Below are 24,864 nucleotides of genomic sequence, written 5' to 3' on the forward strand. Positions count from 1 at the left end.
AGCCGTGCCTAGGAATTGAATTTCAGCTTTTCAGATTGGGGAATGCCGCCCACGACGCGGTCGATCACGGCGCCATAGGGATGAACACCATCCGGCGTGACGCTCGGACGGACGATGGAGCCGACCGGCAGCACCGTGGAGCGCGGGATCGAGATGGTGATCGTGTTGCCGGAGATGCTGCCGATCGAGGTGGTCGACAGGCGGGCAAGGCCATCCGGCCCGGCATAGGTGCTGATCTCCTGCTCCGGCCCGAAGATGCTGGCATCCGCAACCTCGATCGTCGTGTAGATCGCAACCCCGTCCGTGCCAGACTGCACCGTCACCGTGGTGCTCGGCAGCTCCAGCATGCCGGGCCAGACGCCATCCCTTTCACCGGAGACCCAGGCCGCATAGGTATCGATTGCGTCGTCGCAGCAGGCCGAGGTCTTCGCCAGGATATCGGCGCGCAGCCGCCATTTGCCCGAGGCATCCGTGCCGTCCGCCGGCCAGGTGTTGTTGGCCGAGAAGCTCTGGTAGGCGGCCCGGAGATAGAGATCGTTGGCGGTGATCGTGCCTGTCGCCGGCGATGTCGCCGATCCGGCAAAATTATAGGTGAAGCTGTTCGGCCCCGTGACTGTGATCACCACATTGCCGTTATACTCCGTCTGCGCCGCGCCGGAGATCGACACGGCCTGGCCGGTCGCAAGGCCGTTGATGCCCGAGGCAATCGTTGCCGTCACGACGGTGCCGACCGATGTCAGGGTGACCGCGCGGGTGGACACGGTGCGGCCGAGCGGCGGGAATGCGACGATTTTGACGCCGGGGTAACGCGCCCGAAGCCTGGTGATCAAGCTTCTGTAGTTGGTGTTGAAGAACTGCGTATAGGTCGCCGCCGTGTCGTTCTGCCCCATCTGGTTGGCGATAACGGTGAATGGCTTCTTGTTGTTGTTGAAGGCGGTGATCTCGTCGAGAATGGCCCAGCGCCGGGTCGCGATCGCAGCACCGGTGCCGGTGAGCTCGCGCACCGAACCGGCTCCCGGCATGCCGATCATCAGATGCGGAATGCGGCCGACGCCGCCGTCCCTATCGAGCCAGCGGCGAAACCAGCCGAGATTGCCGCGCGCATCGGCAGCCGCAGAAAACTGCTGGCGCGCTTCACCGATGCTATCCACAAGGCCGAGAACGATCGCCCGACCATCCCAATCACCCTTGGCGACCATGAAGTCAGGTCCGTAATATTGCGGCTGGGTAATGGTCGCGTAATTGCTATCGAGTGCGGCCGTGCTGTCGGCGAGGGGCGTGTCCTTGAAGGCGAGCAGCGTGGCGAGATCGCCCGCACCCCAGACGCGCTCGCCGCGATGCTTCTGGATGCGGTAGACCGGCCAGATCTTCTCGCCGACGGCGGTATGATAGAACAGCCAGATTTCGATTTCGCTTTCCGGGGCGACATCGGGAATGGTCAGCTCATCCGTCCAGGCGCCGTTCGTCTGGTCGGCGACCGTCACCGTGTTCAGGCCGGCGAAGGTGCATTGGTAGAAGACGCCGGCGACCCTGATGAACATCGCATCGGCGACCACGGAATTGCCGGGCGTGCCGATCGTGCCGGTGACCTGAGTTTCCTGCGGCGAGTTGCCGCCTTCCGTCGAAGCGAAGCCGGAGAGGTGAAAGCGGAAGGTCCTGGTCTTGTACTGCGGCGTGTTGACGACGATTTTGGTGCAGACATAGTTCGTGCCGGATGCGGCGGTGACGAGACTGCCTGATGGCATGCGGTTGCGGGTGGCGAAGAACATGTAGCGATCGGGGTCTCCGCCGGCCCCGCCTCCACCGCTCAGCATCGGATTCGCAAGGGCAAGCGAAATAGCGTTCATCATCGGCGTGTTCCGTATCTGTTGGTGAGGTCGTCGTAGAACTGAATAGTGCGTCCCTGGCGGGCGTTGGCGCGGTCGAGCGCCTGACGCTCGCGGGCGAGGATCGAAATCACCGGCTCGCCTTCGACAACAGGCGCATGCGCTTCCTGCCGGCGCAGATCATCGGGCAAAGGCGGCAGAGCGATGCCGGCCGCCGCCTGCCCCTTCGTCACCGCTGCCTTGTTCAGGCGCTCAGTGGCGGAGCAGCCACTGACGATCAGCAGCAGTGACAGCGCAAGCGCGGTTCTTTTCCGAAAGCTGAAGTTCATAGGATTGGATCTCGGTTTCGAGTGTGTCTCTGGCGGCCTGCTCGGCGGCCTCGGCCGCGGCAAGGCGCTTGCGGTGCTCTTCGCGGGCCGCCGTCGCCGCATTGCGCTGGCGCTCCATCTCGGCGGCTCTCGCATCGGCAGCAGCCTTCTCGGCAACAAGGACATAGCCGGCGCGCGCCTGCCTTGCCGCCGAGGGATAGCCGATCGAAACGGAATAGAGGTGATAGAGCAGAAGACCGGCGGCGATGCCGGCGCCCATCTTGAGCGTGTCGAGGAGACCGAACATCAGATACCCTCGAGGCAGAACTGGCGCTCTTTCTGCCGGCGCCGGGTGAGGCCCGGAAAGACGATGCCAGCCGCACGGTTCCACTTCAAAAGCGCCTCGCAGCCCTCGGCCGTGCTGCCCTGGTTAATCAGCCTGACCGCGCTCGAACCGCAGGCCGCCTTGACGCCGACATTATAGGCGAATGAGGTCAGCGCCACGAAGCGGGCATCCGGCAGGGCCACGCGCACGCAGCTTTCGATGCCCCCGGCATAGGTCTTGAGCTCCAGCGCCAGGAGCGCCTTGCACTGCTCCACCGTCTTGCGGTCCCCCGGCTTCACGCCATTGGTGCTGCCATAGCAGATCGTCCATGGCTTCCCCTGCGTCGCCGGATCGGGATAGGCGTTCTGGCGCAACCCCTCCAACGATCCGACGAGCGCCACAGCCATGGCCGCGGCGGCACTACCCTTCTGCAGGCGGTTTGCCATTCAGTTCTCCTGAGATTTTCTGCTGGACGAAGATGCGGGCGATGATCGCCGCAACGGCGAGAAGGCCTGTCGCTACCGACATGGCGAGCTGGATGTAGAGGTTGCGGGACACCCAGGTGGCGGCGACGAAGCTGTAGACGGGCTCGAGGACGATGCAGAGCAGCGCCAGCGCCATCAGACGGACGGACCAGGCACGCTTCAGCACCTCGCGCCAGTTATGGACGAGCATGGGGTGGGCTCCGGATTGTGAGGATGTGGCAAAGCATCCGGCTCCTGGGTGGAGACGGGGCAACGAACGCTCGGGTTAGGGTGAGTCCATTACTTTAGGCGGATAAACGTCACGACCAGAGGCAGGTCACGGCTTTCATAGAAATGCTTGTAGATTGCGCTGCCATAGTAATCTTTTTCGCCCGGCCAGTCTTTGTCCCGGAGGTAGAACGCTCGATATTCTCTGTTGTTCATACCATGGCGGTGATATCTGGATATCAGAGCCGATCGGCACATCTTTGCCGGCAGGTCACCTTGGATCACGCTCTAACGCGTGCCAGCGATAATTCCCATGAAGATCAATAGAATAGCAAGAAGCCGCATGGCTGTTACCGGTTCGCCAAAGAAGATCATGCCTCCAACTGTCACAGAAGCAAACATCACACCGATGAAGATCGGATAGGCCAATGACAGTTCATAGCGTTCGAGCACGGCGAACCACGCGATCGACGCGATAAGTGTCATCGCATACGATGAAAGAATAAGTGGATCACTCAGGTAGCGAATGACCCTTGTCAGTACGGTGGCAGAGCCAACCTGCTCGGCCAGCACTCCGACGCGCCATTTGGTTATGAATTGACTGTACAGCGTAAGAATGACGGTCGGCAGGATCGCCAGAAGCAACTTCATGCCGTTGCGCTCCGGTCGCAAATACTATGAGGGACAGGCTGCCACGCGCTCAAGACCTCGTTGATCATGGAATAGCATGTCCGTAGCGATACATGTCAAGCATCTCAGGCGGTATGCCCCAGTCCTTGGCGCCGATCTGATCGTGCAAACGTTCCACGGCGTCGCGCATGTTTGCCGCGATCTGGTCCGGCATTCGGCTCGTCGCAGGCGAAAATCCGTGCTGATAGGCAGCGCTCATCTGGTGGCGGACCGCTTTCGAGACAGCTTCATCCCGCGTCATTGTGCGTAGTGGCTTACGACTAGGTGCAAAAAACGCGTAACGCTCGTCTACGGCTTCACCGTGCAACATCTTGGCCATCACCTCGGAGATCAAAGGAGCGAGATGGAATCCGTCTCGCTTTGTTCCTGTGGCAGCGAAAAGATTATCGATCAACGTCTTGCCGAGCAGCGGGTAAGTATCCTGGCTGTTAGGTCGCGCGCCGACGTTCACACGGATCAGGTCGGCCCGGTAATAATTACTGTTAATTTGCTTTATGGCCCCGTTGAGCAGGCCCTCTATGCTCGTCAGGCGACCATGCGCATGGAGTTGCGGCGCAATAAAGTTACTGGCCCCGACGAGCACATGATCGTTCGGCTCGTTTGGCCCTTGGAAATAGGGCGCAGCATAGAGGCCACAGGCCAGACCGCGGTTAGGGGTACGGATGACATGGGACAGTGCGTCATCCGGGCTGCGGATTTCTATCGATGTGCCGATGCCATAGAAGATGCGCTGAATCAGGTCCCGCAACCCGCTGCGATCGAGGACGTCCCACGCCGTTGCTCCGGTGGCTAGGACAAACTGGTCGCCCTCAACCTGTTTGCCAGACATCAGAGTGACATGAGTGATCGCCCCATCCGCATGGTTAAAACGATCAACACCTTCGTCGACAAATCGCACATTCGGCGCGCGGCGTAGCGCACCCTCCATCTTCTCCAACATGATGCGCGGATTGAACCAACCCTCGTTGTGAATGAAGAGGGCGCGGCTCGCGCGGTAACGCTGGTGCGGTCTATAGTGGGGAATATCTTTCGGCGAAATAACATCGTGCTGCTCGTTGAAATCGACCAGCGCGGTGAGAATGGCGTCGAAATTAAGGTCATCGAGATCGTCGGCGGCGTTGTTGTTGATAACGTAAGTGCCGGATTTGAAACATCCGCCGCCCGCGCATCCCTGGCAGGCAGAGCAACCAGAGGGAAGTGTGTCCCCCGCCGCGTCGATAAGTGACTGTTCAAAAGCGGGCCAGAGGCGCGTCGCCCGATGACTCATCTCAAATCGAAAGAGATCGACATCGGTATCGAGACCGCCATGCTCAATTTCCGCGAAGGAATTAAGCATTGCCGCCGCAGCAAGCGTCGCGGACCCCGGGCGTTGCGCGGGGCCGACCACCACGATCTCATCCGAAGCGTTTGCGCGCCGCAGCAAGCCGAAGGCGATCGACAATCCCACAACGCCGTTTCCCAGCACCACCCGTTTCATGTCAACTCCAAGCGATCGTAAAATACGAGTTAGATCTTCTTCAAATAACACAGCCCAGGATAGGTCGGGCATCGGTGCAGACTATGGCCGTATCTGCCGATGATGTTCTCTGCATAAACGCGCCCTTCAGCCGGAATGACATTTCTGGTCAACTGCCAAAAAGCAGCAATGCCGCCCGGCACCATCCGCTGCCAAACAGCCTCGAAGGCTTCGAGCGACGGTTGATAGGAATTCACATCGAAAAAGGCGAGCGCCACAAATTCATGGGGATTTTCAGAGAAATATTGGGGAATAGTCTCGCAGCAGTCCCCCTTAATCACCTTGTGCTTGCCGAAATTGTTTCCCATGGCGTTGGATTGCTCATGCAGCTTCAGCAATTCATCGAGATAGACGGCATATTCCTCGCCTCCGACGCCATAGGTGCCGTCGCGATGCAGGTCCGACGGAGCATCCTTGTCGGAGAATCCGACATAGCCCTCGAACGTGTCGAAACAGGCTATCCGACGATTGAGATGCAGAGGTTCGTAAATGGCCCGGAGGTTCTCGCACAGTACAGCTGTCTGGCCGCGCCATGTGCCAATATCCAAGATGGAGCCGGGAATATCGACGATCTGTACATAAATATCCCGGATCGCCAGAATACGCGCCAGCAATGAACCACGCAGGAAAAGACCCGGCGAACGCTCTTTTTCTTCCGGCGTTGCCGGATAGGTCTTCTGCAACTCGAATATCTTGAGTCTGGCGTCGATGCTGGTGGAAGGTGAATAGCTGATAGAGGTGGATTCGTGCGACATGATCAATCTCTGATTTTTGGGTAAGCAGCGGATGTTTCTATCTCCAAAATCTGTCCTTGATAATATAGAGTGGACGATTTTGAACTTCCTTGAAAATTTTCCCAACGTAAAAGCCGACAACTCCCAAGCAAATCAGCTGGACACCAAAAGCAAACAGGCCGATCGCAGCAAGAGACGTGAAGCCGGGCTCGATGTTGGACAAAAACAAGCGCATCACCACAAGCAACAAGCCCATTATTGTACCAAATGCACTAATGAGAAGCCCCAGCGACATCATGAGAATAAGTGGGCGCTCGGAAAAATACAGCAGCCCATCAAGCCCCAGTCGCAGCCGTGACCAGAAATTATAGGACGACCTGCCTTTCAGTCGCTGCCGGTGGGCGATGCGTGTGTAACGTGGCGAGAAGCCCAGCCACTGGTCCAGACCTTGAGGAAACCGCGTTTTTTCTGTCAGGCAGTTGTAAGCATTGACGTATCGGCGGCTCAGCACACGCAGGGGAGACGTGTTTTGCGGCGAATCGAGACCGGTCATGATTCGAAAAAAGCTATAGTAGAGTCGAGCGGTCATGCGATTGATCAGCGGGCTTTCGCGTTGATCGTACTGTCCGATCACGATGTCCGCCTTCGCCGCCGCCATATGCTCGAGCAATGTTGGAATTTGGTCCGGATGATCCTGCATGTCGACATTCATTCGGATGACGACATCGCCCGTCGCCTCACGAAAACCGCAAGCGATGGCGATGTGCTGCCCAAAGTTCCTTGACAGGTCGATGATCCTGACGAAATCGAACTCGGCCTGCAACGGCAGCAGCAGCTCAAGGCTGTTGTCCCGGCTACCGTCATTAACGAAAATCAGCTCCAGTATCGCCCCAAGATCCTCGCGGCCTGTAAATGCACGCATGACCCGCTGAACTTCCGCACACAGGTCACCGGCCAAACCGCCATCGCCATAGATGGGCACCACAATGGAGTAATTCACAGTTTGAGCCCGATATATGCGCAGCCAACCTGCTCTTCGGCTTCGCAAACGAAAGTCAAACGGCTTACCATCCTGCTGCTCCCTGTTGTGATCCGGGCGTGGCCACAAATCCAGCCCCATGCCCATTCAGAATAGGATCGATGATGCTGACTTGCCCGTCAAAAACACCGTGAAGCTGGGTATAGTCCGGATACGGGCCATACCTCATCCATTCCACGGTGACCCCTGCATCCCGAAACATCGTTTCATCCAAATACACTTTCGCGGACGGACCCGACAAATAATGTGTCGCGCCAGCCGCAAGGCAAGTCGCAAGAACGCGCTCACTTCGCGCCGAGTGTGGCGCGTATATTCTGTCGCGTGTGATCAGAACATCCAGCTTCAACATTTCGACGAAATGTCTGAGGAACAACTCGTTGACCTCAGTCAGAAATCGCAATTTCTCGGCCTGATTGTAAAGCGATTCGATAACTGGAAGAAGGACCTTGGCGGCCGGTGCGGCTTTATAGGCCTGACGGATCTGGGAAAAGTGCGCCTCGACCCAATCCCCCTTGATTTCAACGTCCTCGATGGGCTGCCCCAACCTACCGCTGGTCATCACAGGAATGGTGATCCAACGTGTGCCCGTTGCGGTCTTGATCTTGTTCCGATTGTGCCAGTGGCCCTTGCTGTAGGCGACCTGATCATAAATGATATATTCATCGCAGCGGCTGATCAGGTCGAAGAAGCCACGCCAAGGAATATAAGATGACTGTATGATCGCGACGCGTTTCATGGCCGCGCACCTGCCGTCTTTCGCGCCACCACGAAACGCGACCCGCCGGCCGGCAGGCGCACTCCGAGGCGGATAAGCTGTCGTTCGCCATCCAGCAACATCTCGAACGACCTATCCACGAACCACGGCAGTTGCAGCTCCCGCGCCGGATCATGATTCTTGGAGCGGCTGCGCGTGGAGCGCTGGAGAGCGAAAACCGGCAACAGGCTCGTCACAAATGACGTCGAGAAAATCACGTCGAGACCGGCGGCAGCACATTTCCGCTCCAATTCGCCGCGCTGATAGCGGCGTTTGTGGAACGCCAGATCATCGTTGCGGCTCCAAAGGCCGGGGTGTTGCGGAACAGCCAGCAGCACTCCGCCGCCCGCCCGCAGGGCCTGGGCCATTTGCCGCAAGACGAGCTCGTCCTCTTCGATATGCTCAAGCACATCGAAAGCACAAAGCAAATCAAACTCCTCACGGAAAGGGATATCGCGCGCATCCATCTGGTAGAGTTGCCCCGCCCCTTTCAATCTTGCGCGCGCGTAAGGCAAGCCGTTCAGATAGATCTCGCTGCCGCACAGCACCGCATGCGGAAGAGCCTCGCGCAAAGCAGTGAGGACGAAGCCCGTGCCGCATCCCACTTCCAGCGCCCGTTGGCTGTTGACAAAATACCGTCGCACAAGATCTGTGATCAGGCGGTTTCTGGCTCGAAACCAGAAGCTGCCATGCTGCAAAGCCTGAAGCTGTTCATGTGAACTGCTCGCAAAACCGTCGTTGTCACGGGCAAGTGCGGGCGCAAAGGACAGAAAACCATCCTCCAGAGGCACGAGCGTATCACATTTGGGGCATTGCCAGATGTCCGCCTCATACGCGGCATCGCACACCAAACAACGTTTCATTGCGCAAGTTCCAGAACCCGGCTCGCGACATGGGCAATATCTGCCTCGGTCAGCCCGCCATGCAGAGGCAGCCGGAGCAGGGTATCGGCCGCCTCGTTGGTGACGGCCATCGACGACACAGTTAGTCCATATCGTTCACCGGCTGGCGAAGAATGCAGAGGAACATAATGAGTAACGCCCCCTATGCCTTCCGCCACCAATTTGCGGCGCGTCTCTTCGCGACGTTCAAGATTAGTGAAGCGCACATGATAGATATGTCCATTATGTGCAGCGTCGGCCGGAATTTCAGGAAGACGCAGCCCGTTATGGCCGGCCGCTTTGAATATTTCATCATAGGCATGCCACAGCGAAAGCCGATGCCGCGTCAGCTCCTCGGCGTACTCAAGCTGAGCCAGAAGCACGGCAGCCACCAAATCGGATGGCAGGAAGGAGGACCCCATATCCTGCCAGTCGTATTTGGCCACTTCGCCGCGAATGAACTGGGAGCGATTGGTGCCCTTCTCCCGAATGATTTGCGCTCGCTCGACGAAAGCGGGATCATTGACGATCAAGGCCCCACCTTCACCGGAAACGATATTCTTGGTCTGATGAAAGCTCAAAGTGGCCAACTGGCCGAATGTTCCGAGAGCCCGGCCTTTCCAGAGGGCCCCGTAAGCCTGGGCCGCATCCTCCACCACAACCAGTCCATGGCGCGTGGCGATAGCCAGGATAGGCTCCATCTCGCACCCTACTCCGGCGTAGTGAACGACGAAGATTGCCTTGGTTCTCGGCGTGATGGCAGCCTCAATCAGCGTTTCGTCGATATTGAGCGTATCGCTGCGAATATCGACGAATACCGGCACCGCCCCGCGCAGCACTACTGCATTGGCCGTCGACACGAAGGTGAACGACGGCATGATAACCTCATCCCCCGGCCCGAGGCGGAGAAGCATTGCGGCCATTTCCAAGGCGGCGGTACACGAGTGGCACAAAAGCGTGCTGGCACCGTACTGCGATTCCAGATGCGCATGACATCGCTTTGTGAAGCTTGCATCGCCGCCCCACTGGCCCGAGAGAAGGCATTCGTTGAGATACAGCGCCTCCTTCCCGATCAGGTGAGGCAATGCGAAAGAGACACGATTCATTCACGAACATCCGAAGCAGCATAGGGTCAAGGCGCGATAGAAAAAGAGCCCCGCGTTGCGCCCCTAATTAAATTATAATCCACATAAGACAAGCGATATTCCGCCAGGGACCGCGGGCATAGACCATGACGCTCGCGGCGATACATTTTTCTATTAAAAGAACCGTTTGGTTTGCAAATTTCTATTAAAAACCGCCTGGTTTGCAAATAGTGACTTAACCAAGGCCATTTATCAACTGTGCACGTCCGGCAACCGAAATCACACTCGTTGCTATTGCACCTGTCTGCCGATTCCATTCATTGGATTAACCGTCATCTTTGATGGCCCACTCGACTTTGACGTTGGTTAGAGACACAAACAATGACAGAGCCCACAACGCAATACCGATATTTCGTGCAAAAATGGATGTCCCGTTTGCACAAGGAAAGCCATGAGATGCCCGACATTAGAGGACTTTTCAAAAGGGCTGAATTGCAAATATTTCTCGTTTACATGGGCGCCCATCTTCCCATCTTTCTTTTATCGGATGCACGATATTGGGATGACTGGAGCCTTTCCGGCGCCAGCAAAGAAATGCTTGTTTCTGTTTTTACGCAGGCCGGATTTCCCCTCCTCGGATATTACCATTATGCCGTTCAAGTGATCGGCTGGTGGTTTTACGCTTTCTCGACCTTTGCGCTCGGCTACCTCATCATTTATGTATTCTATCTTATCCTGAAGTCTTTCGATTTCTCAAAATCTGACGCAACAGCGCTATCGTTTCTCGCGGCAGCTTCACCTGTTTACTTTGCCAGAATTGCGGCCATAAACAATCCAGGTCTATTTTTTCTACTGGCGTTTGTTTTTGCATTATATATTTTTGTAGTTTCGGTGAAGAATAAAAATGTATATACAGAATCTCTTTCTTACACTTTGTTTATGTTTTCTTTTCAGTTCAACGCGCTTATACCGTCGTTTCTTTTGGTGTTTTTTATTGCCGCCTTCCTGTTTTATAAGAAGGACGATGCTTCGACAGGCTCACTTCACTATGGAAACTATTTGAACAAATTCAAGTACATCATAAAGAGAACGGCTGCAATTGTACTTTTGCCCTTCCTCTATGCCATTGTACAACATTTTTTATTCAAGAAAAGCGGCATGTTTGCCGCCAGCTACAATGTCATAGGCATCAATTTCGGCGCAATACTATCGGAAATCAAAGTCTTAATTTTATATTTATTCCCATATGATGGAATATATATTGGAAAGCCAATCGCCATGACGATATTTTTGGCTTCCTTGTTGATTGTTTACTTGGTCAGATCTAATCCTGTGGGAAACGACACGGAGGCCGAATGCAATGGAAAAGGATTGATAGGCATCGGTGTCGTGCTGTTGGGCCTGGGAGCCTCGGCCTATGTATTGGTTGGGAAGGAGCCCGTCTATGAGCCTTGGATGGCGACCCGCTTTCAAGTGCTGCTTCCGTTTGGCGCCGCCTTTTCTACCCTGGGTCTCTTAAAGATCATATGTGCCGTTTTTCCGGCGAAGAATCCCGATATACGTCATCGGGTGAAAGTGGCCTCATTTGCCGGCTTGATGGCGGTGTTCATTGTGAATTGGTGGTTTGTTTATGCCACTTTTTACGTCGACCACCTGCGCCAGGAGGCTTTTGCCGATACCATCAGGACCACCCCTTCCCTACAAAGCCGCAATTACGTGATCCTTGATAGATCTGGCCTGAACGCATTCGATACAACGCCCGGATTGGGAGAATATGCCGGGTTGCATGAAGCCGCGACCGGGAAACACGATGCATTGATTTTGGATTATGACGCCATGACAGCATATGGCGGCTGGTCTGGATTTGTTGGCAATTTCGAACGGTTCTTGGGAGCCTGGTCGAAAGTCGAAGACGCGGCGTTTGACGTTCCAGGATGCCTCTACATCGTTCATCGCGGACGCGACGTGGAAAGCAAGTGGACCTATGCGGTGAGTGCTTTTTTCGTCAAGATAAGACATCCTGAACATTATACGGCACGGCACCTCTTGAGTTTTGATGGCCCCTATTGCCAATCGCCCCGGTGAATGTGACGTGCTCCGCGCAAATTAGCTAAGTGCTGACTCCGACTCTTGAACGAATGGCGTCATCCATGAGGTCGGGCTCAAAAAGAAACCACGTGGGACGACTGTATCGATGAAGCCGAGGCACGCATGATGGGCTCAGCGCCGGAACCGGGTGTCCAAAATTCGACCTCAACTTGCGCTCCGGATGCGATCTAAGTGCGGTATTTGACGACTTTCGCCGGCGAGCCAACGGCGATCGCGTAGTCGGGAATATCGGCCGTAACGACGGAATTTGCTCCGATCACAGCGCCGGTCCCTATCGTGACGTTCATCAATATTTTGGCGCCTGCCCCAATCCAGACATCATCACCAATTTGGACAAAGCCGATTTCTGCCCTCTGAAGCCTAATCGGCGTCTCGCGCCTCATGCCGTGGCCGTGATCTATAATCTGGACATCAGAGCCGATCAGGACATCACTGCCGATTGATATCCTGTTCTTCGCCGTGATGATATTGCGCCGGCCGATTACGGTGTTGTTGCCAATGAAGACTTTGGGCTCTGGCATTGTAAGTTGAAAGAACGACTGATCTTGGATGGTGACGTTATCGCCGACCTCAAGGACGGCATGACCGACCAGGCGGAACTCAGCACTGCGCTTCACCACGAGATTTTCGCCGGCCGCGGTGAAGTAGCGGAAGCGCTTATAGGCAGTGACGAGCCTCTGGATTACGCCGCCTCGATTGCGATATGATGCCTTGTCGACCTGTGCCATTTCTACTCCTGGCCTGATGGCTGCATGTCAAACACAGGTGTGGAGCTTATTCAAGAGCTCCTTCCGCAAGGGAAATGGAAGCCATCGGTCCAGATCCAGATGCTGCCGGTAGAGCCGCCCACTGCCATGCGAATTTGTCGACTTGTATTTGTCCATATCTCCTGCGATCCTACTGCGAAACCGCTCGCTACCTGGATAGAGCCGGCGTTGGCGCCGTCACTGCCGGCGCCGGCAACAAGCGCACCTTGTGCAGGGTCGGATAGCAGAGCTGCGTTAGTTGTTGCCGACGATGTGAACTCGAAACGCAGCTTCGCTTTGACTTTCGCCCCATTTGGCACTGTTAGCGCCAGAAGCGTCGAGGTCGTAGAGATAGCCGCACCGACAGCATCCTTGACCGGCGTCACGAACGTATATTCGTCCCTCGGATACATGACAAAAGACCGAATGTTCGAACTTCCATCGGTCAGCACGACGCCGATGCATTTCACGATGGTATAGCCGGTGAGCAGCGTCATGGTGATGCCGCCGATCGTTGGGGAATTCGAAAGAACCACGTCGAAAGCTAGATCTGCGTCCTTGCGCAGGGCATATGCGAAATAAGCGGCGTTCGCCGCAACGGCGCCGGTGTCGAGGCCGCCAGCCCCCGTTCCGGCTGCAAATGTTCCAGTCACCCTTTTGGTGAATGACGCTGCGCTGGAAACGAAGCTTGCCCCCGATCTGGCGGAGCCGGCGGTGAAATCGATATGGGTGTTCGGGTTGCCGCCGTTGTTGGAAAGGATGAGCCCAACGACGAAATCGCCTACCGCCGAACTGTCGGCTTTACTCTGTATCCTGGCGAAGAGCTTGTTGGTGAAGAAAGCGGCACCGGAACAGATGATTTCGACGCTGTAGCCGTCCTTCAGGACAAGCGTTGCGACCCCATCGATCGTCTCGGCGCCATTCGGATCGATCGTCACATCGCCGCCATCGGCAATGACGGCATAGTGCCAGTTCGCGCCGAGCGTTGCCGCGGCGGTCAGGGTCACGATCACGTCAGCCGTGAAGCGATGGACAGCGTTGTCGTCAGACGCAAGTGCCGTGTAATCGCCTGACTTCGCCGCGTAGACAGAAGCCTTGTCGAAGGCGACGTCGACGCCGTTTTGCGCGAACCCCAGCAACCCGCCGCCCTTCAGATAGAGGCCGGTCTGGGGGGTCGAGGCGAAGCCGAGACCCGGGGCGGATACCGTTCCGCCCGCGGCCTTGAGGGGCGCGACCATCGGCGCCGAGCCGTCGCGCGGCAGCGAGTTGGTGATTTCGTTGCCGAGGTCAGTGGTCAGCGCGTTCCACGGCACGGGGTCGATGACCTGGCCGACAGACGGTGTCGTTCCGGCGGGCTTGGAATAGACGCCGGTTGAGGGGTTTCTGGGCATTGACCTTCTCCAAAGAAAATGGCCCCGCGAATTGCGAGGCCTCGAATCGTATAGTATCGGTTGCGGCATGCAGAGTGATCACGAGCCGAACCAACCGTCACACAGAGCGATCAAGATCGTCGCGATGCTCATCGCCGTCGTGACGTTTGCCTCATGGCCCCCGCTCAGGACAGGCCCCGCCAGGTGGGTGGTCGATCAGTTTCCGATCGAGTTGATCATGTTTCTCGCCGGCGCTTTGACGGCAGGACCGGCCAGTTTTTTTATATGGAAGCAGGCGCGGGCCAATTGCGAAGGACTTTATTTCAACGGCACCACCTGGCTGCCCGGCGCCACCCTCGGCCTGATGATCACGCTGGCAACATTCCTGCTGGTCGCCATCCGGATCCAGATCGTCCTTGATAACCGCTGACATCATGTACCCCTCAGGCCCGCAAGCTTCCAGGAAGGATTTTTAATGAGGAAATTCATATCCATGACACTGGGGGCGATGATGGCCATTGGCGGAGCATCAGCGGCCGCTTACATGTTCCTGTACGCCGGCCAACCCGTCAAATTGATCATCTGGGCCATACCGATAAGCGTGATGGCACTGGGGGTTGCCATTTTGTGGGACGATCTGCGGGGATAGCTCACCAGCCACCACCGCTATTTTTGCTGCTTCCGAGCAAGCAACAGTGCGGAAGTTCATATCCATGGGTCACCGCCATCTTGCTTCTGTCGAGAAAGCAATAGAGCTCGGATGAGTGCCTCCGCCATCGGTTGGCGGACGACTTCCTTGGGGGCCGCATTCAGCGTGGCCTGATAAAGCGGAGAACGTTGCCGAACCATTCGATCAACGGAAGACAGCGCCCGGGATGTCAAAATGTTGGATAGTTCCTTGCTGCCTTGGCCCAAGACTGTCGGGACCAATGCACCCACAGCCGCGCCGCTGGCGGCGGCGCCGGCGCCACCGGTGCTACTCGCCGCCGCTCCAGCGGCGCCGCCCGCTGCCGTGCTCAGCATCCGAGCGAGACCACTTCCGCCCTCCAAAAATTTTCCTATGCGACGCGTAACGTTTTGGGCCGCGCTGCCCCCGGCAATAGTTTTGAGCGCTTCTATTTCCTCGGGAGAAAAGCGGAATATCTCCTTGTCCTGAAGAAGGGTAGAGGCGGCGCGTTGACGAATCACATCTACATTATTTGTAGCGGAAGTGTTTGGTACAGCGCGGAAATCTGGGGATCTGTCGATACCGTTCACAATATCGGAACGCTTTGCGGCTGCAAAATTACCACTTGCTGCTTTGAGCGCGTCGGCTGCGTCAGTCGCCTTTCCAGCCACGACGGTCGCCGGATCGCCGGCACCAATGAATTCGTCCAACTCTCGAATAACGCGGGACGCAGCAGCTTGATCGTTCGGTTCTTTAACGTATTGGGCTATTTTTCCGAACGTCTTGCGGGCTGAGTCTAACCCCTCGATGCTCGCCAAGCTGTTTTCCGGAGGGTTAAAGAGTTTTGCGAGAATCTTGTGAGTCTTTCCGGCGAGCTCTGGGTCAAAACCCTCTTTCTCGAGCTTCGATTGAGCTGCCTCTGCCATTGTTTTAACGGCATCGGAGGAGTAATCAACACCACTGTTTCGCATCGCCTCGAAATTGCGTTCTGCCTCGGCATAAAGAGCGTTGCTAGATGGCGGCTCTACGCTATTTGGCCTTCGCAGGCTCTTGCTCACTCCTGGGACTAGCCCCTCTCCTGCGCGGAGCCCCGGCGATGCCGGGATGAAAGTCGACGCAAACTCCAACGAACGGCCAATCGCCTCTGGGCTTATTCTGCCATCTGGGCCATTCATCTGCACTTTGCCGCTGTAGACGTCACCCGGAAGCATGACGGAGCGTTTTAGCGCTCCCAGAATGCCGGCGTCGCTATCGAAATATCTGTTCCCGTCGGTGTCCCGGCTGATTGGCCAAAGCTGTCCGATATGACTCTTATCTACAGGTGGAGTGAGGCTATCTGCAGGCGGGGGGAGGCGCCGCGATAACTCGTCAACTAGAAAATTCTGGTCGTCCGCAGAGAGGCTCAAAAAGCTGTCGTCGACCGTTAACTGCTGGCCATTAACCAAGATTGTCGCCATTACTGAATGCTCCATGTGGTGCCGTTCGATGTTTTGCGCATGGCTGAAGGCGTTGTGGTTCCAGCAAGAGCGACAGGGGCTGCCCGCTGTCTCGGAGCGACCGAGGCAGCGACCGGCGAAGTTAGCGCGTTCGGTTGTGCAGATGTTCCAAAATCGGGAACGACATCGGTCGGGTTGAGCTCGTCGCGCTCAACGATATCTCGATATTGTGTAGTGTTCGCGTTGAATGCTTCGTCGGGCGAAACCGCAGACGAGGTGTTAGACGCGTGCCTCGATGCGGCGAGACCTTCAGCCGCACCTGCACGTTTCTCCTGCTGCCTGATCGCCAGCCCGCCCATCAGTGCCTGCGCTAGCCGCGCCGCCCCCTGCCACGGGGATTGCACCGGGCTCATATCCATGCCCTGCTGCAGCATGGCGTAGGCCAGCCGCTTGCGCTGGTCGTCGATGTCGCCCTGTGTCTTGCCGGTATCGCCGCCGAAGATGGTTGGGATCATACGACTGCCCTCTCGTAATCGACGCGGTCGAAGCCGTCGGCGTGTTCGAAGACGGCGTCCGGATGAATCTTGCGCACATCGTCGGACATCAGGCCGATCTGGGTCGGGCCGCCGTCCTTGTATTTGAAGGCGTAGACCGGCAGGCCGTTATCAAGCGTGCCGACGCGTTTGATGTCTTCCTTCAGCCGACGGTCGGACTTCGCCCAGCCGCCGAGCAGCGAGCCGCCGAGGCCGAAGAGGCCGCCCATTGCCGCGTTCGACTGCGCGACCTGCCGGTCGTAGAGACCCATCTTCTGATTGAAGTTCTCATTGATGAGTCCAGCCTGATCCACGGTCGGCAGTTGCGTCGTCGGCGTGTTGACATAGCTCGGCTGGTGGACCTGCGAGCCCGACATCAGCGCCGAAATCTCGTTCAGCGGCTGGTTTCGTTCGGTCAGGATCGAATTCTCAGCATTCGAATACATGTCGCCGAGATACTGGTCGGATGCGGCCTGCTTGCGCGTCGAAAAATCGCGCAGCGCGTTGTCATAGGCGGCCGAGCCCATCGAGATGCCCTTGTCGGCAAGGCTCTGACTAAGGCTTGCCTGATCGCGGTCCCACTGGTTGTTGAAGCCGGACTGCCAGTGATCGTTGACATATTTGTCGACATTGCCGGCGCTGAGATCGACATTGGTGCCGAGAATGCCCGAAATCTTGCCGGTCTGGTCGTTGGCGAGCCTGGCAAGGCCGAGCTGCGTCTGCTGCGTCTGGTCGTAGATCGCCTGGTTCTCGGGCGAATAGGTCTGATAGGCGGAATAGGTCGGCAGCTGGTAGGTCTTGCCGTTCTGGTCTTTCATCGTCTGGTAGCCGCTGACCTTGTATTCCAGCGAACCATCCGGCGTGTACTGGTTGGTGTGGCTCAGCCCCGCATTGGCGATGGCGGTGTCGACGTTGGTGGCCGTCTGCGCCGCTGCGGTCTGTGTCGGATCAGGCGCCTTTGGGGCCTTCGGCGTGGAGACCATAGGGAAAATCCTCTTTCATGATTGCGTAAAGCAGCGCGTCGCAGTCGCCGAAATAGGCTTGCTGGCGACCTTCCAGGCGTGCGCCGAGCCGTGCCAAAACCTTCTGGGATTCGGCGTTGTCGGCGCGGGTCCTTGCGGTTGCCCGGCGGCAGCCGAGCTGATGCACGACATAGCGAAAGACCGATCGCATCAGCGTCAGCGTCAGCCGGTCGGCGGCCAGCGAAACTTCGACGTCATGTTCGGTCCAGACGTTGAAGACGAAGCCGGCAACGATCCGGCCGCGGTCGACATGGGCGAGCGTGGTGTAAGGCGGGTGGAAGCTCACGCCGATCCTGTTGCCGACCCAGGCCGCGATTTCCTCGCGCGGTTCGGAGACGATCAAATCGGCGCACCCTTTTCGTAAAGCACGGAGCCGCCGACCACGGCTGCTTCGGAGACGGAGCCGGACGAGCCCGAGATCAGCGCCCGGATCGTCGGCGCTAAGGCTGAACCGGCGCCGCCGGCGGAGGCGAATTTACGGACAAGCGAAATGCCCGGGAATTTCGACACGCCCCAGACCGCCGTTCCCCATTTCGCCGCCGCATTGTTCTCGACCGAGGACAAAAGTGCTGTCGGCACCTTGGTCTGGTAGTCCACAGAGATGCCGGCATACATCAGCGTGGAAACCCCGATCTGCGCCGTCACCCCGATCAGCTTCGAGAGCTTGGTCGAGAGGCCGTCGCCATAGCGGCTCCATGCGCCGACCATCAGCGCATCGATCGCCACGCCATTGTCGTTGGCCCCGACCTCGGCCTCGTAGACCGTGCCGTCGCCCGCCCCGAAGAACAGCCGGTCCTGCCATGTCGTCCAGCAGGAGGCCGGCATGCCGACGAAGCGGCACCAGGCCCCGGTTTCGGTGTTCATCACATATTGATAGGGGCCGAAGGAGGACGGCAGGTTGACGATCGCCATCTGCCGCGCCGGGAAGCTCGAAAGCTGCCACTCCTCAGAGGTCGTGCCGGTCGCCGCAACGGTCTCGCGCCAGGTCGGGCCGATCTTGGCGGTGATCGCCCCGAGGCTGGTGGCGCCACGGTCGAGCTGCACGGCCTTGGTGATCGGCACGATGCCATCCGTCGTCATGATCGCCAGATCAGCGCCGACCGACAGCAGGCATCGATCGGTACCGAGCGGCCGGCCGAGCTTGAAGGTGCCGATCAGGCCCCAATTGGCAGCACTCGAAGGATCGGAGCCCTGGAAGACGATCACCTCGCCTTCCGAGGAGATCAGCACCAGGCACTGCTGCAGGCCGGTCGAAACGGGAATCGTCCAGACGTTGATCGCAATCAGCGTGCCGCCATATTTCATGTTGCCGCCGACCGGCAGCACCGTCGCCGTGCCGCTGACGGCGTCGGTGGCCAGATACCAGACATTGGTCGAATTCTTCTCGATGAACCAGAGACGCGAGCGATAGGCGGTCACCGCGATCAGCAGCGAGGCGTCCGGAATGCCGGTGATCATCGTCGAGGAAACGTAAGGGGTCGCGACCGCGCCCGTCTCAAGCTGCGCATTGGTGACCGTTCCCGAGACGGTGACGACAAGCGTGCCGGCCGCCGGCGTGAAGCTGAGCGACACCCGGTTGTTGACGCCCGTGCCGTTCAGCGTGCCGGTGAAGGCGCCGGAAAGCGTGACGGAGCCGGTGCCGAAGAAGCTCAGCGTATAGGGCACGTTCCGGACGGCGACGTTCTGGGTGGCGAGCGTTGCCGTGCCGACCAGAAAATTATTCGTCCAGGCTGTGCCGTTGAAGAGCAGCGGCGTGTCGAGGCCGTTGACGAGGCGCAGAAACTCCTGGCCGGCCGGGTTGGTATATTGCTGCACCGACCAATGGGCGCTTGCCATGCCGGAGACGACGGGTGCACCGACAGCGCCGCCCGCAGTGACGTCGAAGATCTTGTCGCCGGCGGCGGCAAACAGCCTGTTGCCGACGCCCGAATAGGGAATGACCGTCCGCACGTCGGCGCCGAGGCCGGTCGCGAAGGCGAGGAAGCCATAGCGGGCGCGCACCCGGTTGGCCTCGGGAAAGAAGTTGTCGAGCTGAAACGCTGCATCTTCAGGCATATCGGCCATCTCGACATCGGTTCGCCAGCCGCCGATCGGCGCGATCCAGTCTTTGCCGGGCGAAACGCGGCGGGTGCGCCCGTTTTGAGGGACAGGTCTGCGGGTCATGGGTTCAAAATCGTGATCGTGCCGGGCCAATAACTCTCAGGGGTCTGTCCCCTCACCGGCAGCGAGAGGTCGACAGCGCTTGCGGCGCGATCGGCGCCGATCGCGGCTTCCTTAGATCGCTCGAAACTGGCGATCTCCTCGCCATAGTCGAGGCCCTTGGCCCGCTTCCAGCGCCAGATCAGCGAGAGCTCGAGAAGGTCTTCGGGGAAACGGGCGGTATCGGTGTCACCAGCCCAATTGGCGGCATAGGTCGCCTCGCCATTCACCGCCACCCAGAAGCCGGAAATATACTCATAAGCCATCGTCTCGCCGGCAGCGTTCGGATGGATATCGAGCTTACCGCCGGCTATGCGCCAGATCTGCGGCACCGGGTTCGAATTGATGATCCTGTTGCGCTGCCAGGTCTGCGGCACCACAGGGCCGTTGAGCTGCCAGAGGCGCGAGGCATTCCAGATCTTCGAATTGGCGGCAAAGCGGTCCCAGTCGGCGGGCGGCTCGGCCGGCTCCGGGTTGGCGCCCGTCGTTGCGAATTGCCGCTGCACCATCAGCGTCGACCAGTCATGCTCGCGCATCAGGTCGCGGCCGGCGCGGGTGGAGAGGATGCGCAGCTGCATGATCTGCGGATCCGCCGAGGACATGACGGCCGTCGGCGGATCGAGGTCGATTTCCGCACAGACGTTCTGAATGATGGTCAGTAGCGACATGCGCGGAATCTCCTGTTCAGAGCAGTTGCTGTGGGCGTGGCGGGGTGAGTGAATCTGCCTGAGGGTTGTGCCGTGTGGCCCCCTCATCCGCCTGCCGGCACCTTCTCCCCGCTGGGGCGAAGGGGTTATGCCGCGAGGTCTCGATTCCCTCTTCTCCCCAGCGGGGAGAAGGTGCCCGTAGGGCGGATGAGGGGGCGGCTTGTGTCAGCGCTTCATCGGGCCGCTTGTCGGCTGCGACCCTTGACGTTCGCTTTCCAGCGCCTCGAAGCGCAAGGCCATCTCCTTCATCTGCTCCTGCAGACGCGTTACCTCGTCCTTCAGCCGCTCGTTTTCGGCGGCAAAGGCCGAGGCAGCACTCGAGTTCTCGGCGGTTGCCAGATAGGCGCGGGCGGCGGCGACAAGCTCGTTCGCCCCCATGCCGATCTTCTGCTTGACGGTGTCGGAGAGTGCTGCGAGCTGCTCGACGGTGTAGATATTGACCGCCTCCAGCTCCTTGATCTGGCTGGGTTTGAGATAGGGCCATTGCGCCAGCGGCGTGCCGGTCAATTGCTCGCGGGCGGCCGCGCCTTCCTTGAAACGCTTATAGGCATCGGAAAAGCGCTGTTTGTCGTTTTCGGTCACCTCGCGATAGACTTCGGTGTGTTTGTCGCCGGAGATGAAGATGCGGACGAATTCCTTGTCGGCGAAGATCGGCCGGCCTTCCTTCTCCGTCAGAAAGGTCTGCTCGACCGGTTCGAGGCTGAAGGAGGCATAAATTCCAGTGTTGCTGTCGGACATTGTGTTTGTCTCGCTGTTGATGGCGGGGAAGGAAATGGGCGCCGAAGCGCCTCGGTGTCATTCTCGGCCTTGTGCCGAGGATCTGCTGCGCATGAACCGGCTGCAGATGCTCGGGACAAGCCCGAGCATGACGGAAGGGAAGTTGGCAGGCATTGTCAGCAGTCTCAACGGGCGCCAAAACGCCCGTCGATCACTTGCTGGTTTAGTTCACCTTCGACAGGAACGGACGCATCAGCGTTGCCTCGAGCACGCCCGTTGCGGTGATGGTAATGCCCGTGCCGTTGGCGGTGGCGTTGGCCGAGAGCGTGATGCTCTGGACGACGCCGCTCGGGCTGTAGGTGATGCCCGAGATGGTGGTTCCGCCTGATATGCCGGTGCCGGAGACGGCCGCGCCGATGAACGGGCCGGAACCGGCATTCAGCCCGGAAAGGCTCGTCAGCAGGTTGGAGCCGTTGACCGTGGTAGCCGTGAACGTCTGGTTGGCTGCCGCGAAGTTGACGTTGGCGATGGCCTTGGTGGTTGCCGTGGCCGATGCCGGGGCGCTCGCCTGGCCTGCCGTGGTGGTGGTTTCGGCAACGACGAGGGCCGCCGTTGCGGTTGCCACCTGCGACGGCGCCTGGCCATTGCGCTGCAGCCAGATGTAATAGGTGCCGGGTGCAAGGGTGATGGCACCGACCGGGCCGCCGGTCAGTGTCGGGGGCTGGGCAGCACCGGAAAAGACGCCGCAGCGCTGGCCGACGACGGCAGCGGCCGTGGTCAGCAGCGAAGCGACATAATCCCTGGTCCACTGAAACCACTGGCCGGGCTGAAGGGTCGTCTGCGAGGCCAGCACGAGCTGGCAATAGACCCATTCGGATTCGCGGTCTCCGCCGGCGACAGCGCCGAGGGCAAAGTTCGGGCCCGGAATACCGGAGCCGGAAACGATCGGGCCTTCGACGACGAACGGGTTCGCGCCAAGACGATCGGACTGGATTGAAGCGACCGACATTTGCTTTTCCTTTCGTTGACGATCAGGCGAACAACACGCCCTGCAGGAAGGCGTTGTTCATGGTGAGGTTGCCGGCGAAGCCCATGAGCTGCACGAAGGCATCCTGGTTGGTGTTCATGCGCTCGTCGCCGATCGGAGCCATGTCGCGGTCGCGGTGCGGGCGGTAGAACAGGTACTTGGTGTTCAGGAAGAACATCTGGTTGAGCGGCGCACCGCCGCCGAAGCCGCCGTCGAAGATCACGTCGGCGCCCATGTACTGGAGCGACTGGAAGCCGGCCATGCCCTTGTCCGCCGAGGTGATGCGCTGGATCGCCTGCAGCGATTCCCAGTAGAGGCGGAAGAAGTTGTTGTCGGCGACGACAAGATCGGGCGCGTCGGAGCCGCGAACGCAGGACATGTAGAGCCGGTTCATGTAGCTCTGGATGTTGGCATTCGAGGCGGCGGCACCGCCATCGGCCGAGGCCGAGAATTTCTGGTTGCGCCAGAAACCCCAGGTGGCGCGCGAAATGCCGCCGACGGTGCCTGATGTCGGCGAGGTCGAGATCAACAGCTGCAGGCCGCCGATCTGACGCCCGCCATCGGCCGTGCCATCGGAATAGCAGTCGAGCGCGATGTTGTTCTTCAGCGTCGTTTCGGCGTTTTCGATGCGCTGCTCGAGCAGATCGAGGATCGCATCCTCGGCGGAGTTCTGCAGCTGTTCGAGGCCCGACATGGAGACGGCGACCGCGGCCTGCTTGAGGTCGTATTCGGCAGCGGTGATGACGTCGGAGGGCTGGACGTTGAGGATATCGTAGCCGGAATAGCGCTTGAAGGTGCTGTTTTCCTGGTACTGCAGTTCCTGAACGATGGTGCGGCCGCCGGAGATGGGCTTCTTGCGGCCGCGGCTGTTCAGACGGGTGAGAAGACCATTGTTCTTCGTCACGTCGTCGGCAACCGTGCCGCTGCGGTTGCGCAGCGTCGTGGTCACGATTTCAGAGAGATTGGGCGAGATGGGCATTGATCATTCCTTTGATCAGACTTGACCGCGCGAAAAACGCATGGCGTCGCGCAGCGAGTCCCGGATTGAAGTGGGCTGGCCTCTTGCCGCATCGCGGGTCGGGCCCGGCGCGGAAGATCCAGAGATGGATCGCGAGGCGCGGCGGGCTTGATCTGCCGCTGCTGCCCTCTGGGCTTGCTGTTCTCGGACGGGTGCCTGCGCAGTCTGGCTGATCAACTGCTGGCGAATGTCCGGGCGCATCCAGCATGCGGCGTCGTAGGCGTCCTGAAGCGACGATGCCCGCCCTGCATTGATAAGGGCGATCATGTCATCAAGCACGTCATCGGCGTGCGCGTTTGCCGGGTCGGAAAGGAAGGCATCGACTTGAGTTTCGGTGTCCCTTTTCCGCAAAACATGTTCAACCGTCGCCTCGACGTTGATATGTCGCGGCTGCGGTCCTCCTTGCTGTAGTCCGGGCTGTGGTCCGGCCTGCTGCGCGTTGCGCTGCAGGACCTGTTCCATCTGGCCATCGACCAGGGCGTGAAGATTGACCCCGGCCATCCTGGCGACGTGAACGACGGTGTTGACGGGATCGTGGATGAGCGCCTTTTCCCAGTCGATCGCCCGGCGCATGACATCGGCATGGGTCATGCCGGCCTGGCGGATGAGCGGCGTGAACTCCTCGAGCCCCTTGTAGTCCTGCAGGACGCGGAAGCCGTTATCGACCTCCTGTTCCCGCTTGGTAATGGCCGCCTGCACTTCCCCGGGAAGGCTTGCAAATTGCGCCTTGGCTTCCGCCGACCAGCCGGGCGGAACCCGGCTGCCGATGCCTGCCGGCTGTTCGCCGCTCTGCGCTCGGCTTTGTGTTTGCGGCGTCTGCTGAGCGGCGGTTGCCGCGGGCGCCTGCCCTGCCCTTGCCGCTGCCGCTGCTTGCTCCTGCTCCTTGGCCAGGAAACGGCCGTTTTCCCCGTCGCGCGGCTGGCCGGCGATATTGCCCGGTCCACTGCCTTCGACGGTGTCGATCGCCGCCTTCAGGCTGTCGCGGATGCTGACCGGCCTGTCATTCAGGGGCTTGTCGTCGAACGCGCCAAAATCTTCGCTGCCGTTGCCGGCCTCGTTCAGGTCTTCCATATCCATGTCGGAAACTTCCTTTGTCGGGGATTGATGCCCGTAAAAACAAAAGGTTAGAGCGGTTGGTTCTAGGCGTTGTATTCGGCGTAAACCCGCCGCAGCTCCTTACGGATCTCGTTGCGATCCGTCTTCGGTGTCTCGATCGGCTGCGGCTTTTCGTTGCCGATCTCGACCACGCCGGCCGATCGATAGGCGGAGCGCAGCTTGGCCTTCGAGGTGTAATGCCTGCCGTCATGCATCGATTGGATATCGATGCTGTCGCTGACGAAATGCGGCGCCGGCAGATCCGACTGCGCGATGTTCTTCACCGGCATGCAGTTGTGCGGCCATTTGTCGAGCGGGTGCCAGCCGCCGCAGACGCGGCAATAGCGTTCTCTCATGTTGGATCCTCG

28 protein-coding genes and 1 pseudogene are annotated in these 24,864 nt (G+C 58.9%); 3 read left to right on the plus strand and 26 right to left on the minus strand.

Annotated features, from left to right (window positions below; translation table 11 throughout):
• Positions 1-8: 8 nt before the first annotated feature.
• The 12 genes from G9X68_RS03230 to rffA all read right to left on the minus strand — a co-directional run bounded on the left by G9X68_RS03230 (position 9) and on the right by rffA (position 9,871).
• Complete coding sequence (locus G9X68_RS03230) at positions 9-1,850, minus strand: SGNH/GDSL hydrolase family protein (RefSeq protein WP_171601243.1); 1,842 nt, start codon at positions 1,848-1,850, stop codon at positions 9-11.
• The gene (locus G9X68_RS03235; protein WP_171601244.1) at positions 1,847-2,059 is read right to left on the minus strand and encodes a hypothetical protein; all 213 of its coding nucleotides are present in this window, start codon (positions 2,057-2,059) and stop codon (positions 1,847-1,849) included. Before G9X68_RS03235 ends, G9X68_RS03230 begins: the two co-directional genes overlap by 4 nt.
• A gap of 19 nt (positions 2,060-2,078) precedes the next feature.
• A complete protein-coding gene (locus G9X68_RS03240) occupies positions 2,079-2,441 on the minus strand; it encodes a DUF2486 family protein (RefSeq protein ID WP_171601245.1) in 363 nt (120 codons plus the stop codon).
• Positions 2,441-2,905: a lysozyme gene (locus tag G9X68_RS03245; RefSeq protein WP_171601246.1), complete on the minus strand. Its 465-nt coding sequence runs from the start codon at positions 2,903-2,905 to the stop codon at positions 2,441-2,443. Before G9X68_RS03245 ends, G9X68_RS03240 begins: the two co-directional genes overlap by 1 nt.
• Positions 2,880-3,134: a DUF7940 domain-containing protein gene (locus G9X68_RS03250; RefSeq protein ID WP_171601247.1), complete on the minus strand. Its 255-nt coding sequence runs from the start codon at positions 3,132-3,134 to the stop codon at positions 2,880-2,882. The genes G9X68_RS03245 and G9X68_RS03250 overlap by 26 nt, the downstream gene beginning before the upstream one ends.
• 305 nt (positions 3,135-3,439) lie before the next feature.
• The gene (locus tag G9X68_RS03255) at positions 3,440-3,802 is read right to left on the minus strand and encodes a DMT family transporter (protein WP_171601248.1); all 363 of its coding nucleotides are present in this window, start codon (positions 3,800-3,802) and stop codon (positions 3,440-3,442) included.
• A gap of 64 nt (positions 3,803-3,866) precedes the next feature.
• Complete coding sequence (locus G9X68_RS03260) at positions 3,867-5,318, minus strand: NAD(P)/FAD-dependent oxidoreductase (RefSeq protein WP_244956099.1); 1,452 nt, start codon at positions 5,316-5,318, stop codon at positions 3,867-3,869.
• A gap of 29 nt (positions 5,319-5,347) precedes the next feature.
• Positions 5,348-6,112, minus strand: a complete 765-nt coding sequence (locus G9X68_RS03265; RefSeq protein ID WP_171601249.1) for a TylF/MycF/NovP-related O-methyltransferase — start codon at positions 6,110-6,112, stop codon at positions 5,348-5,350.
• Between the two features lie 37 nt (positions 6,113-6,149).
• Positions 6,150-7,091, minus strand: coding sequence for a glycosyltransferase (locus G9X68_RS03270; RefSeq protein WP_171601250.1), 942 nt, complete (start codon positions 7,089-7,091; stop codon positions 6,150-6,152).
• A 64-nt stretch (positions 7,092-7,155) separates the two neighbouring features.
• The gene (locus tag G9X68_RS03275) at positions 7,156-7,866 is read right to left on the minus strand and encodes a WbqC family protein (RefSeq protein WP_171601251.1); all 711 of its coding nucleotides are present in this window, start codon (positions 7,864-7,866) and stop codon (positions 7,156-7,158) included.
• Positions 7,863-8,747, minus strand: a complete 885-nt coding sequence (locus G9X68_RS03280; RefSeq protein WP_171601252.1) for a class I SAM-dependent methyltransferase — start codon at positions 8,745-8,747, stop codon at positions 7,863-7,865. Before G9X68_RS03280 ends, G9X68_RS03275 begins: the two co-directional genes overlap by 4 nt.
• Entirely contained in the window at positions 8,744-9,871 is a 1,128-nt protein-coding gene (gene rffA / locus G9X68_RS03285) for a dTDP-4-amino-4,6-dideoxygalactose transaminase (protein ID WP_171601253.1), read from the minus strand. Before rffA ends, G9X68_RS03280 begins: the two co-directional genes overlap by 4 nt.
• Positions 9,872-10,231: 360 nt before the next feature.
• Between rffA and G9X68_RS03290 the strand changes: the two genes are divergently transcribed.
• The gene (locus G9X68_RS03290) at positions 10,232-11,935 is read left to right on the plus strand and encodes a hypothetical protein (RefSeq protein ID WP_244956100.1); all 1,704 of its coding nucleotides are present in this window, start codon (positions 10,232-10,234) and stop codon (positions 11,933-11,935) included.
• Positions 11,936-12,126: 191 nt separating this feature from the next.
• Here the strand turns inward: G9X68_RS03290 and G9X68_RS03295 are convergent, their stop codons facing one another.
• On the minus strand, positions 12,127-12,687 hold the full coding sequence (locus G9X68_RS03295) for an acyltransferase (protein ID WP_171601254.1): 561 nt from the start codon (positions 12,685-12,687) through the stop codon (positions 12,127-12,129).
• A 50-nt stretch (positions 12,688-12,737) separates the two neighbouring features.
• Positions 12,738-14,096 carry a hypothetical protein gene (locus tag G9X68_RS03300; RefSeq protein ID WP_171601255.1) on the minus strand — a complete coding sequence of 453 codons (1,359 nt, stop codon included), beginning with the start codon at positions 14,094-14,096 and terminating at the stop codon, positions 12,738-12,740.
• A 124-nt stretch (positions 14,097-14,220) separates the two neighbouring features.
• Between G9X68_RS03300 and G9X68_RS03305 the strand changes: the two genes are divergently transcribed.
• On the plus strand, positions 14,221-14,505 hold the full coding sequence (locus G9X68_RS03305) for a hypothetical protein (protein ID WP_244956101.1): 285 nt from the start codon (positions 14,221-14,223) through the stop codon (positions 14,503-14,505).
• Between the two features lie 99 nt (positions 14,506-14,604).
• Here the strand turns inward: G9X68_RS03305 and G9X68_RS03310 are convergent, their stop codons facing one another.
• The 7 genes from G9X68_RS03310 to G9X68_RS03340 are packed head-to-tail and all read right to left on the minus strand — an operon-like array spanning position 14,605 to position 20,600.
• Positions 14,605-14,790: a hypothetical protein gene (locus G9X68_RS03310; protein WP_171601257.1), complete on the minus strand. Its 186-nt coding sequence runs from the start codon at positions 14,788-14,790 to the stop codon at positions 14,605-14,607.
• Positions 14,781-16,199: a hypothetical protein gene (locus G9X68_RS03315; protein ID WP_168347848.1), complete on the minus strand. Its 1,419-nt coding sequence runs from the start codon at positions 16,197-16,199 to the stop codon at positions 14,781-14,783. Before G9X68_RS03315 ends, G9X68_RS03310 begins: the two co-directional genes overlap by 10 nt.
• The gene (locus G9X68_RS32370) at positions 16,199-16,693 is read right to left on the minus strand and encodes a hypothetical protein (protein ID WP_244956102.1); all 495 of its coding nucleotides are present in this window, start codon (positions 16,691-16,693) and stop codon (positions 16,199-16,201) included. Before G9X68_RS32370 ends, G9X68_RS03315 begins: the two co-directional genes overlap by 1 nt.
• On the minus strand, positions 16,690-17,694 hold the full coding sequence (locus tag G9X68_RS03325) for a tail fiber domain-containing protein (RefSeq protein ID WP_171601258.1): 1,005 nt from the start codon (positions 17,692-17,694) through the stop codon (positions 16,690-16,692). The genes G9X68_RS32370 and G9X68_RS03325 overlap by 4 nt, the downstream gene beginning before the upstream one ends.
• Entirely contained in the window at positions 17,660-18,076 is a 417-nt protein-coding gene (locus G9X68_RS03330; protein WP_171601259.1) for a GNAT family N-acetyltransferase, read from the minus strand. The genes G9X68_RS03325 and G9X68_RS03330 overlap by 35 nt, the downstream gene beginning before the upstream one ends.
• Positions 18,073-19,896 (minus strand): hypothetical protein, encoded by a 1,824-nt coding sequence (locus G9X68_RS03335; protein WP_171601260.1) that lies wholly within the window; start codon positions 19,894-19,896, stop codon positions 18,073-18,075. Before G9X68_RS03335 ends, G9X68_RS03330 begins: the two co-directional genes overlap by 4 nt.
• Complete coding sequence (locus G9X68_RS03340; RefSeq protein WP_171601261.1) at positions 19,893-20,600, minus strand: phage adaptor protein; 708 nt, start codon at positions 20,598-20,600, stop codon at positions 19,893-19,895. The genes G9X68_RS03335 and G9X68_RS03340 overlap by 4 nt, the downstream gene beginning before the upstream one ends.
• A gap of 65 nt (positions 20,601-20,665) precedes the next feature.
• Here G9X68_RS03340 and G9X68_RS32375 point away from each other — a divergent pair.
• Positions 20,666-20,797 (plus strand): annotated as a pseudogene (locus G9X68_RS32375) (endonuclease domain-containing protein); the annotation flags it as partial.
• Between the two features lie 7 nt (positions 20,798-20,804).
• Here G9X68_RS32375 and G9X68_RS03345 read toward each other — a convergent pair.
• From G9X68_RS03345 to G9X68_RS03365, 5 genes are all read right to left on the minus strand, one after another.
• Complete coding sequence (locus G9X68_RS03345) at positions 20,805-21,377, minus strand: hypothetical protein (RefSeq protein WP_171601262.1); 573 nt, start codon at positions 21,375-21,377, stop codon at positions 20,805-20,807.
• A 202-nt stretch (positions 21,378-21,579) separates the two neighbouring features.
• Entirely contained in the window at positions 21,580-22,365 is a 786-nt protein-coding gene (locus G9X68_RS03350) for a hypothetical protein (RefSeq protein ID WP_171601263.1), read from the minus strand.
• Between the two features lie 22 nt (positions 22,366-22,387).
• On the minus strand, positions 22,388-23,362 hold the full coding sequence (locus G9X68_RS03355; RefSeq protein WP_171601264.1) for a phage major capsid protein: 975 nt from the start codon (positions 23,360-23,362) through the stop codon (positions 22,388-22,390).
• A 15-nt stretch (positions 23,363-23,377) separates the two neighbouring features.
• Complete coding sequence (locus G9X68_RS03360) at positions 23,378-24,478, minus strand: hypothetical protein (protein ID WP_171601265.1); 1,101 nt, start codon at positions 24,476-24,478, stop codon at positions 23,378-23,380.
• Between the two features lie 62 nt (positions 24,479-24,540).
• Positions 24,541-24,852: a hypothetical protein gene (locus G9X68_RS03365; RefSeq protein WP_171601266.1), complete on the minus strand. Its 312-nt coding sequence runs from the start codon at positions 24,850-24,852 to the stop codon at positions 24,541-24,543.
• Positions 24,853-24,864: the final 12 nt, after the last annotated feature.

The organism is Rhizobium changzhiense (assembly GCF_013087625.1).
GTDB classification, from domain to species: Bacteria; Pseudomonadota; Alphaproteobacteria; order Rhizobiales; family Rhizobiaceae; genus Rhizobium; species Rhizobium sophorae.

Excerpts from the sequence above, each read along its gene's own strand:
- G9X68_RS03230 (WP_171601243.1), bottom strand. The coding sequence starts at position 1,850 with ATGATGAACGCTATTTCGCTTGCCCTTGCGAATCCGATGCTGAGCGGT.
- G9X68_RS03240 (WP_171601245.1), bottom strand. The coding sequence starts at position 2,441 with ATGTTCGGTCTCCTCGACACGCTCAAGATGGGCGCCGGCATCGCCGCC.
- G9X68_RS03245 (WP_171601246.1), bottom strand. The coding sequence starts at position 2,905 with ATGGCAAACCGCCTGCAGAAGGGTAGTGCCGCCGCGGCCATGGCTGTG.
- G9X68_RS03250 (WP_171601247.1), bottom strand. The coding sequence starts at position 3,134 with ATGCTCGTCCATAACTGGCGCGAGGTGCTGAAGCGTGCCTGGTCCGTC.
- G9X68_RS03255 (WP_171601248.1), bottom strand. The coding sequence starts at position 3,802 with ATGAAGTTGCTTCTGGCGATCCTGCCGACCGTCATTCTTACGCTGTAC.
- G9X68_RS03260 (WP_244956099.1), bottom strand. The coding sequence starts at position 5,318 with ATGAAACGGGTGGTGCTGGGAAACGGCGTTGTGGGATTGTCGATCGCC.
- G9X68_RS03265 (WP_171601249.1), bottom strand. The coding sequence starts at position 6,112 with ATGTCGCACGAATCCACCTCTATCAGCTATTCACCTTCCACCAGCATC.
- G9X68_RS03275 (WP_171601251.1), bottom strand. The coding sequence starts at position 7,866 with ATGAAACGCGTCGCGATCATACAGTCATCTTATATTCCTTGGCGTGGC.
- G9X68_RS03280 (WP_171601252.1), bottom strand. The coding sequence starts at position 8,747 with ATGAAACGTTGTTTGGTGTGCGATGCCGCGTATGAGGCGGACATCTGG.
- rffA (WP_171601253.1), bottom strand. The coding sequence starts at position 9,871 with ATGAATCGTGTCTCTTTCGCATTGCCTCACCTGATCGGGAAGGAGGCG.
- G9X68_RS03290 (WP_244956100.1), top strand. The coding sequence starts at position 10,232 with ATGACAGAGCCCACAACGCAATACCGATATTTCGTGCAAAAATGGATG.
- G9X68_RS03295 (WP_171601254.1), bottom strand. The coding sequence starts at position 12,687 with ATGGCACAGGTCGACAAGGCATCATATCGCAATCGAGGCGGCGTAATC.
- G9X68_RS03300 (WP_171601255.1), bottom strand. The coding sequence starts at position 14,096 with ATGCCCAGAAACCCCTCAACCGGCGTCTATTCCAAGCCCGCCGGAACG.
- G9X68_RS03305 (WP_244956101.1), top strand. The coding sequence starts at position 14,221 with ATGCTCATCGCCGTCGTGACGTTTGCCTCATGGCCCCCGCTCAGGACA.
- G9X68_RS03310 (WP_171601257.1), bottom strand. The coding sequence starts at position 14,790 with ATGGATATGAACTTCCGCACTGTTGCTTGCTCGGAAGCAGCAAAAATA.
- G9X68_RS03315 (WP_168347848.1), bottom strand. The coding sequence starts at position 16,199 with ATGGCGACAATCTTGGTTAATGGCCAGCAGTTAACGGTCGACGACAGC.
- G9X68_RS32370 (WP_244956102.1), bottom strand. The coding sequence starts at position 16,693 with ATGATCCCAACCATCTTCGGCGGCGATACCGGCAAGACACAGGGCGAC.
- G9X68_RS03325 (WP_171601258.1), bottom strand. The coding sequence starts at position 17,694 with ATGGTCTCCACGCCGAAGGCCCCAAAGGCGCCTGATCCGACACAGACC.
- G9X68_RS03335 (WP_171601260.1), bottom strand. The coding sequence starts at position 19,896 with ATGACCCGCAGACCTGTCCCTCAAAACGGGCGCACCCGCCGCGTTTCG.
- G9X68_RS03340 (WP_171601261.1), bottom strand. The coding sequence starts at position 20,600 with ATGTCGCTACTGACCATCATTCAGAACGTCTGTGCGGAAATCGACCTC.
- G9X68_RS03345 (WP_171601262.1), bottom strand. The coding sequence starts at position 21,377 with ATGTCCGACAGCAACACTGGAATTTATGCCTCCTTCAGCCTCGAACCG.
- G9X68_RS03350 (WP_171601263.1), bottom strand. The coding sequence starts at position 22,365 with ATGTCGGTCGCTTCAATCCAGTCCGATCGTCTTGGCGCGAACCCGTTC.
- G9X68_RS03355 (WP_171601264.1), bottom strand. The coding sequence starts at position 23,362 with ATGCCCATCTCGCCCAATCTCTCTGAAATCGTGACCACGACGCTGCGC.
- G9X68_RS03360 (WP_171601265.1), bottom strand. The coding sequence starts at position 24,478 with ATGGATATGGAAGACCTGAACGAGGCCGGCAACGGCAGCGAAGATTTT.
- G9X68_RS03365 (WP_171601266.1), bottom strand. The coding sequence starts at position 24,852 with ATGAGAGAACGCTATTGCCGCGTCTGCGGCGGCTGGCACCCGCTCGAC.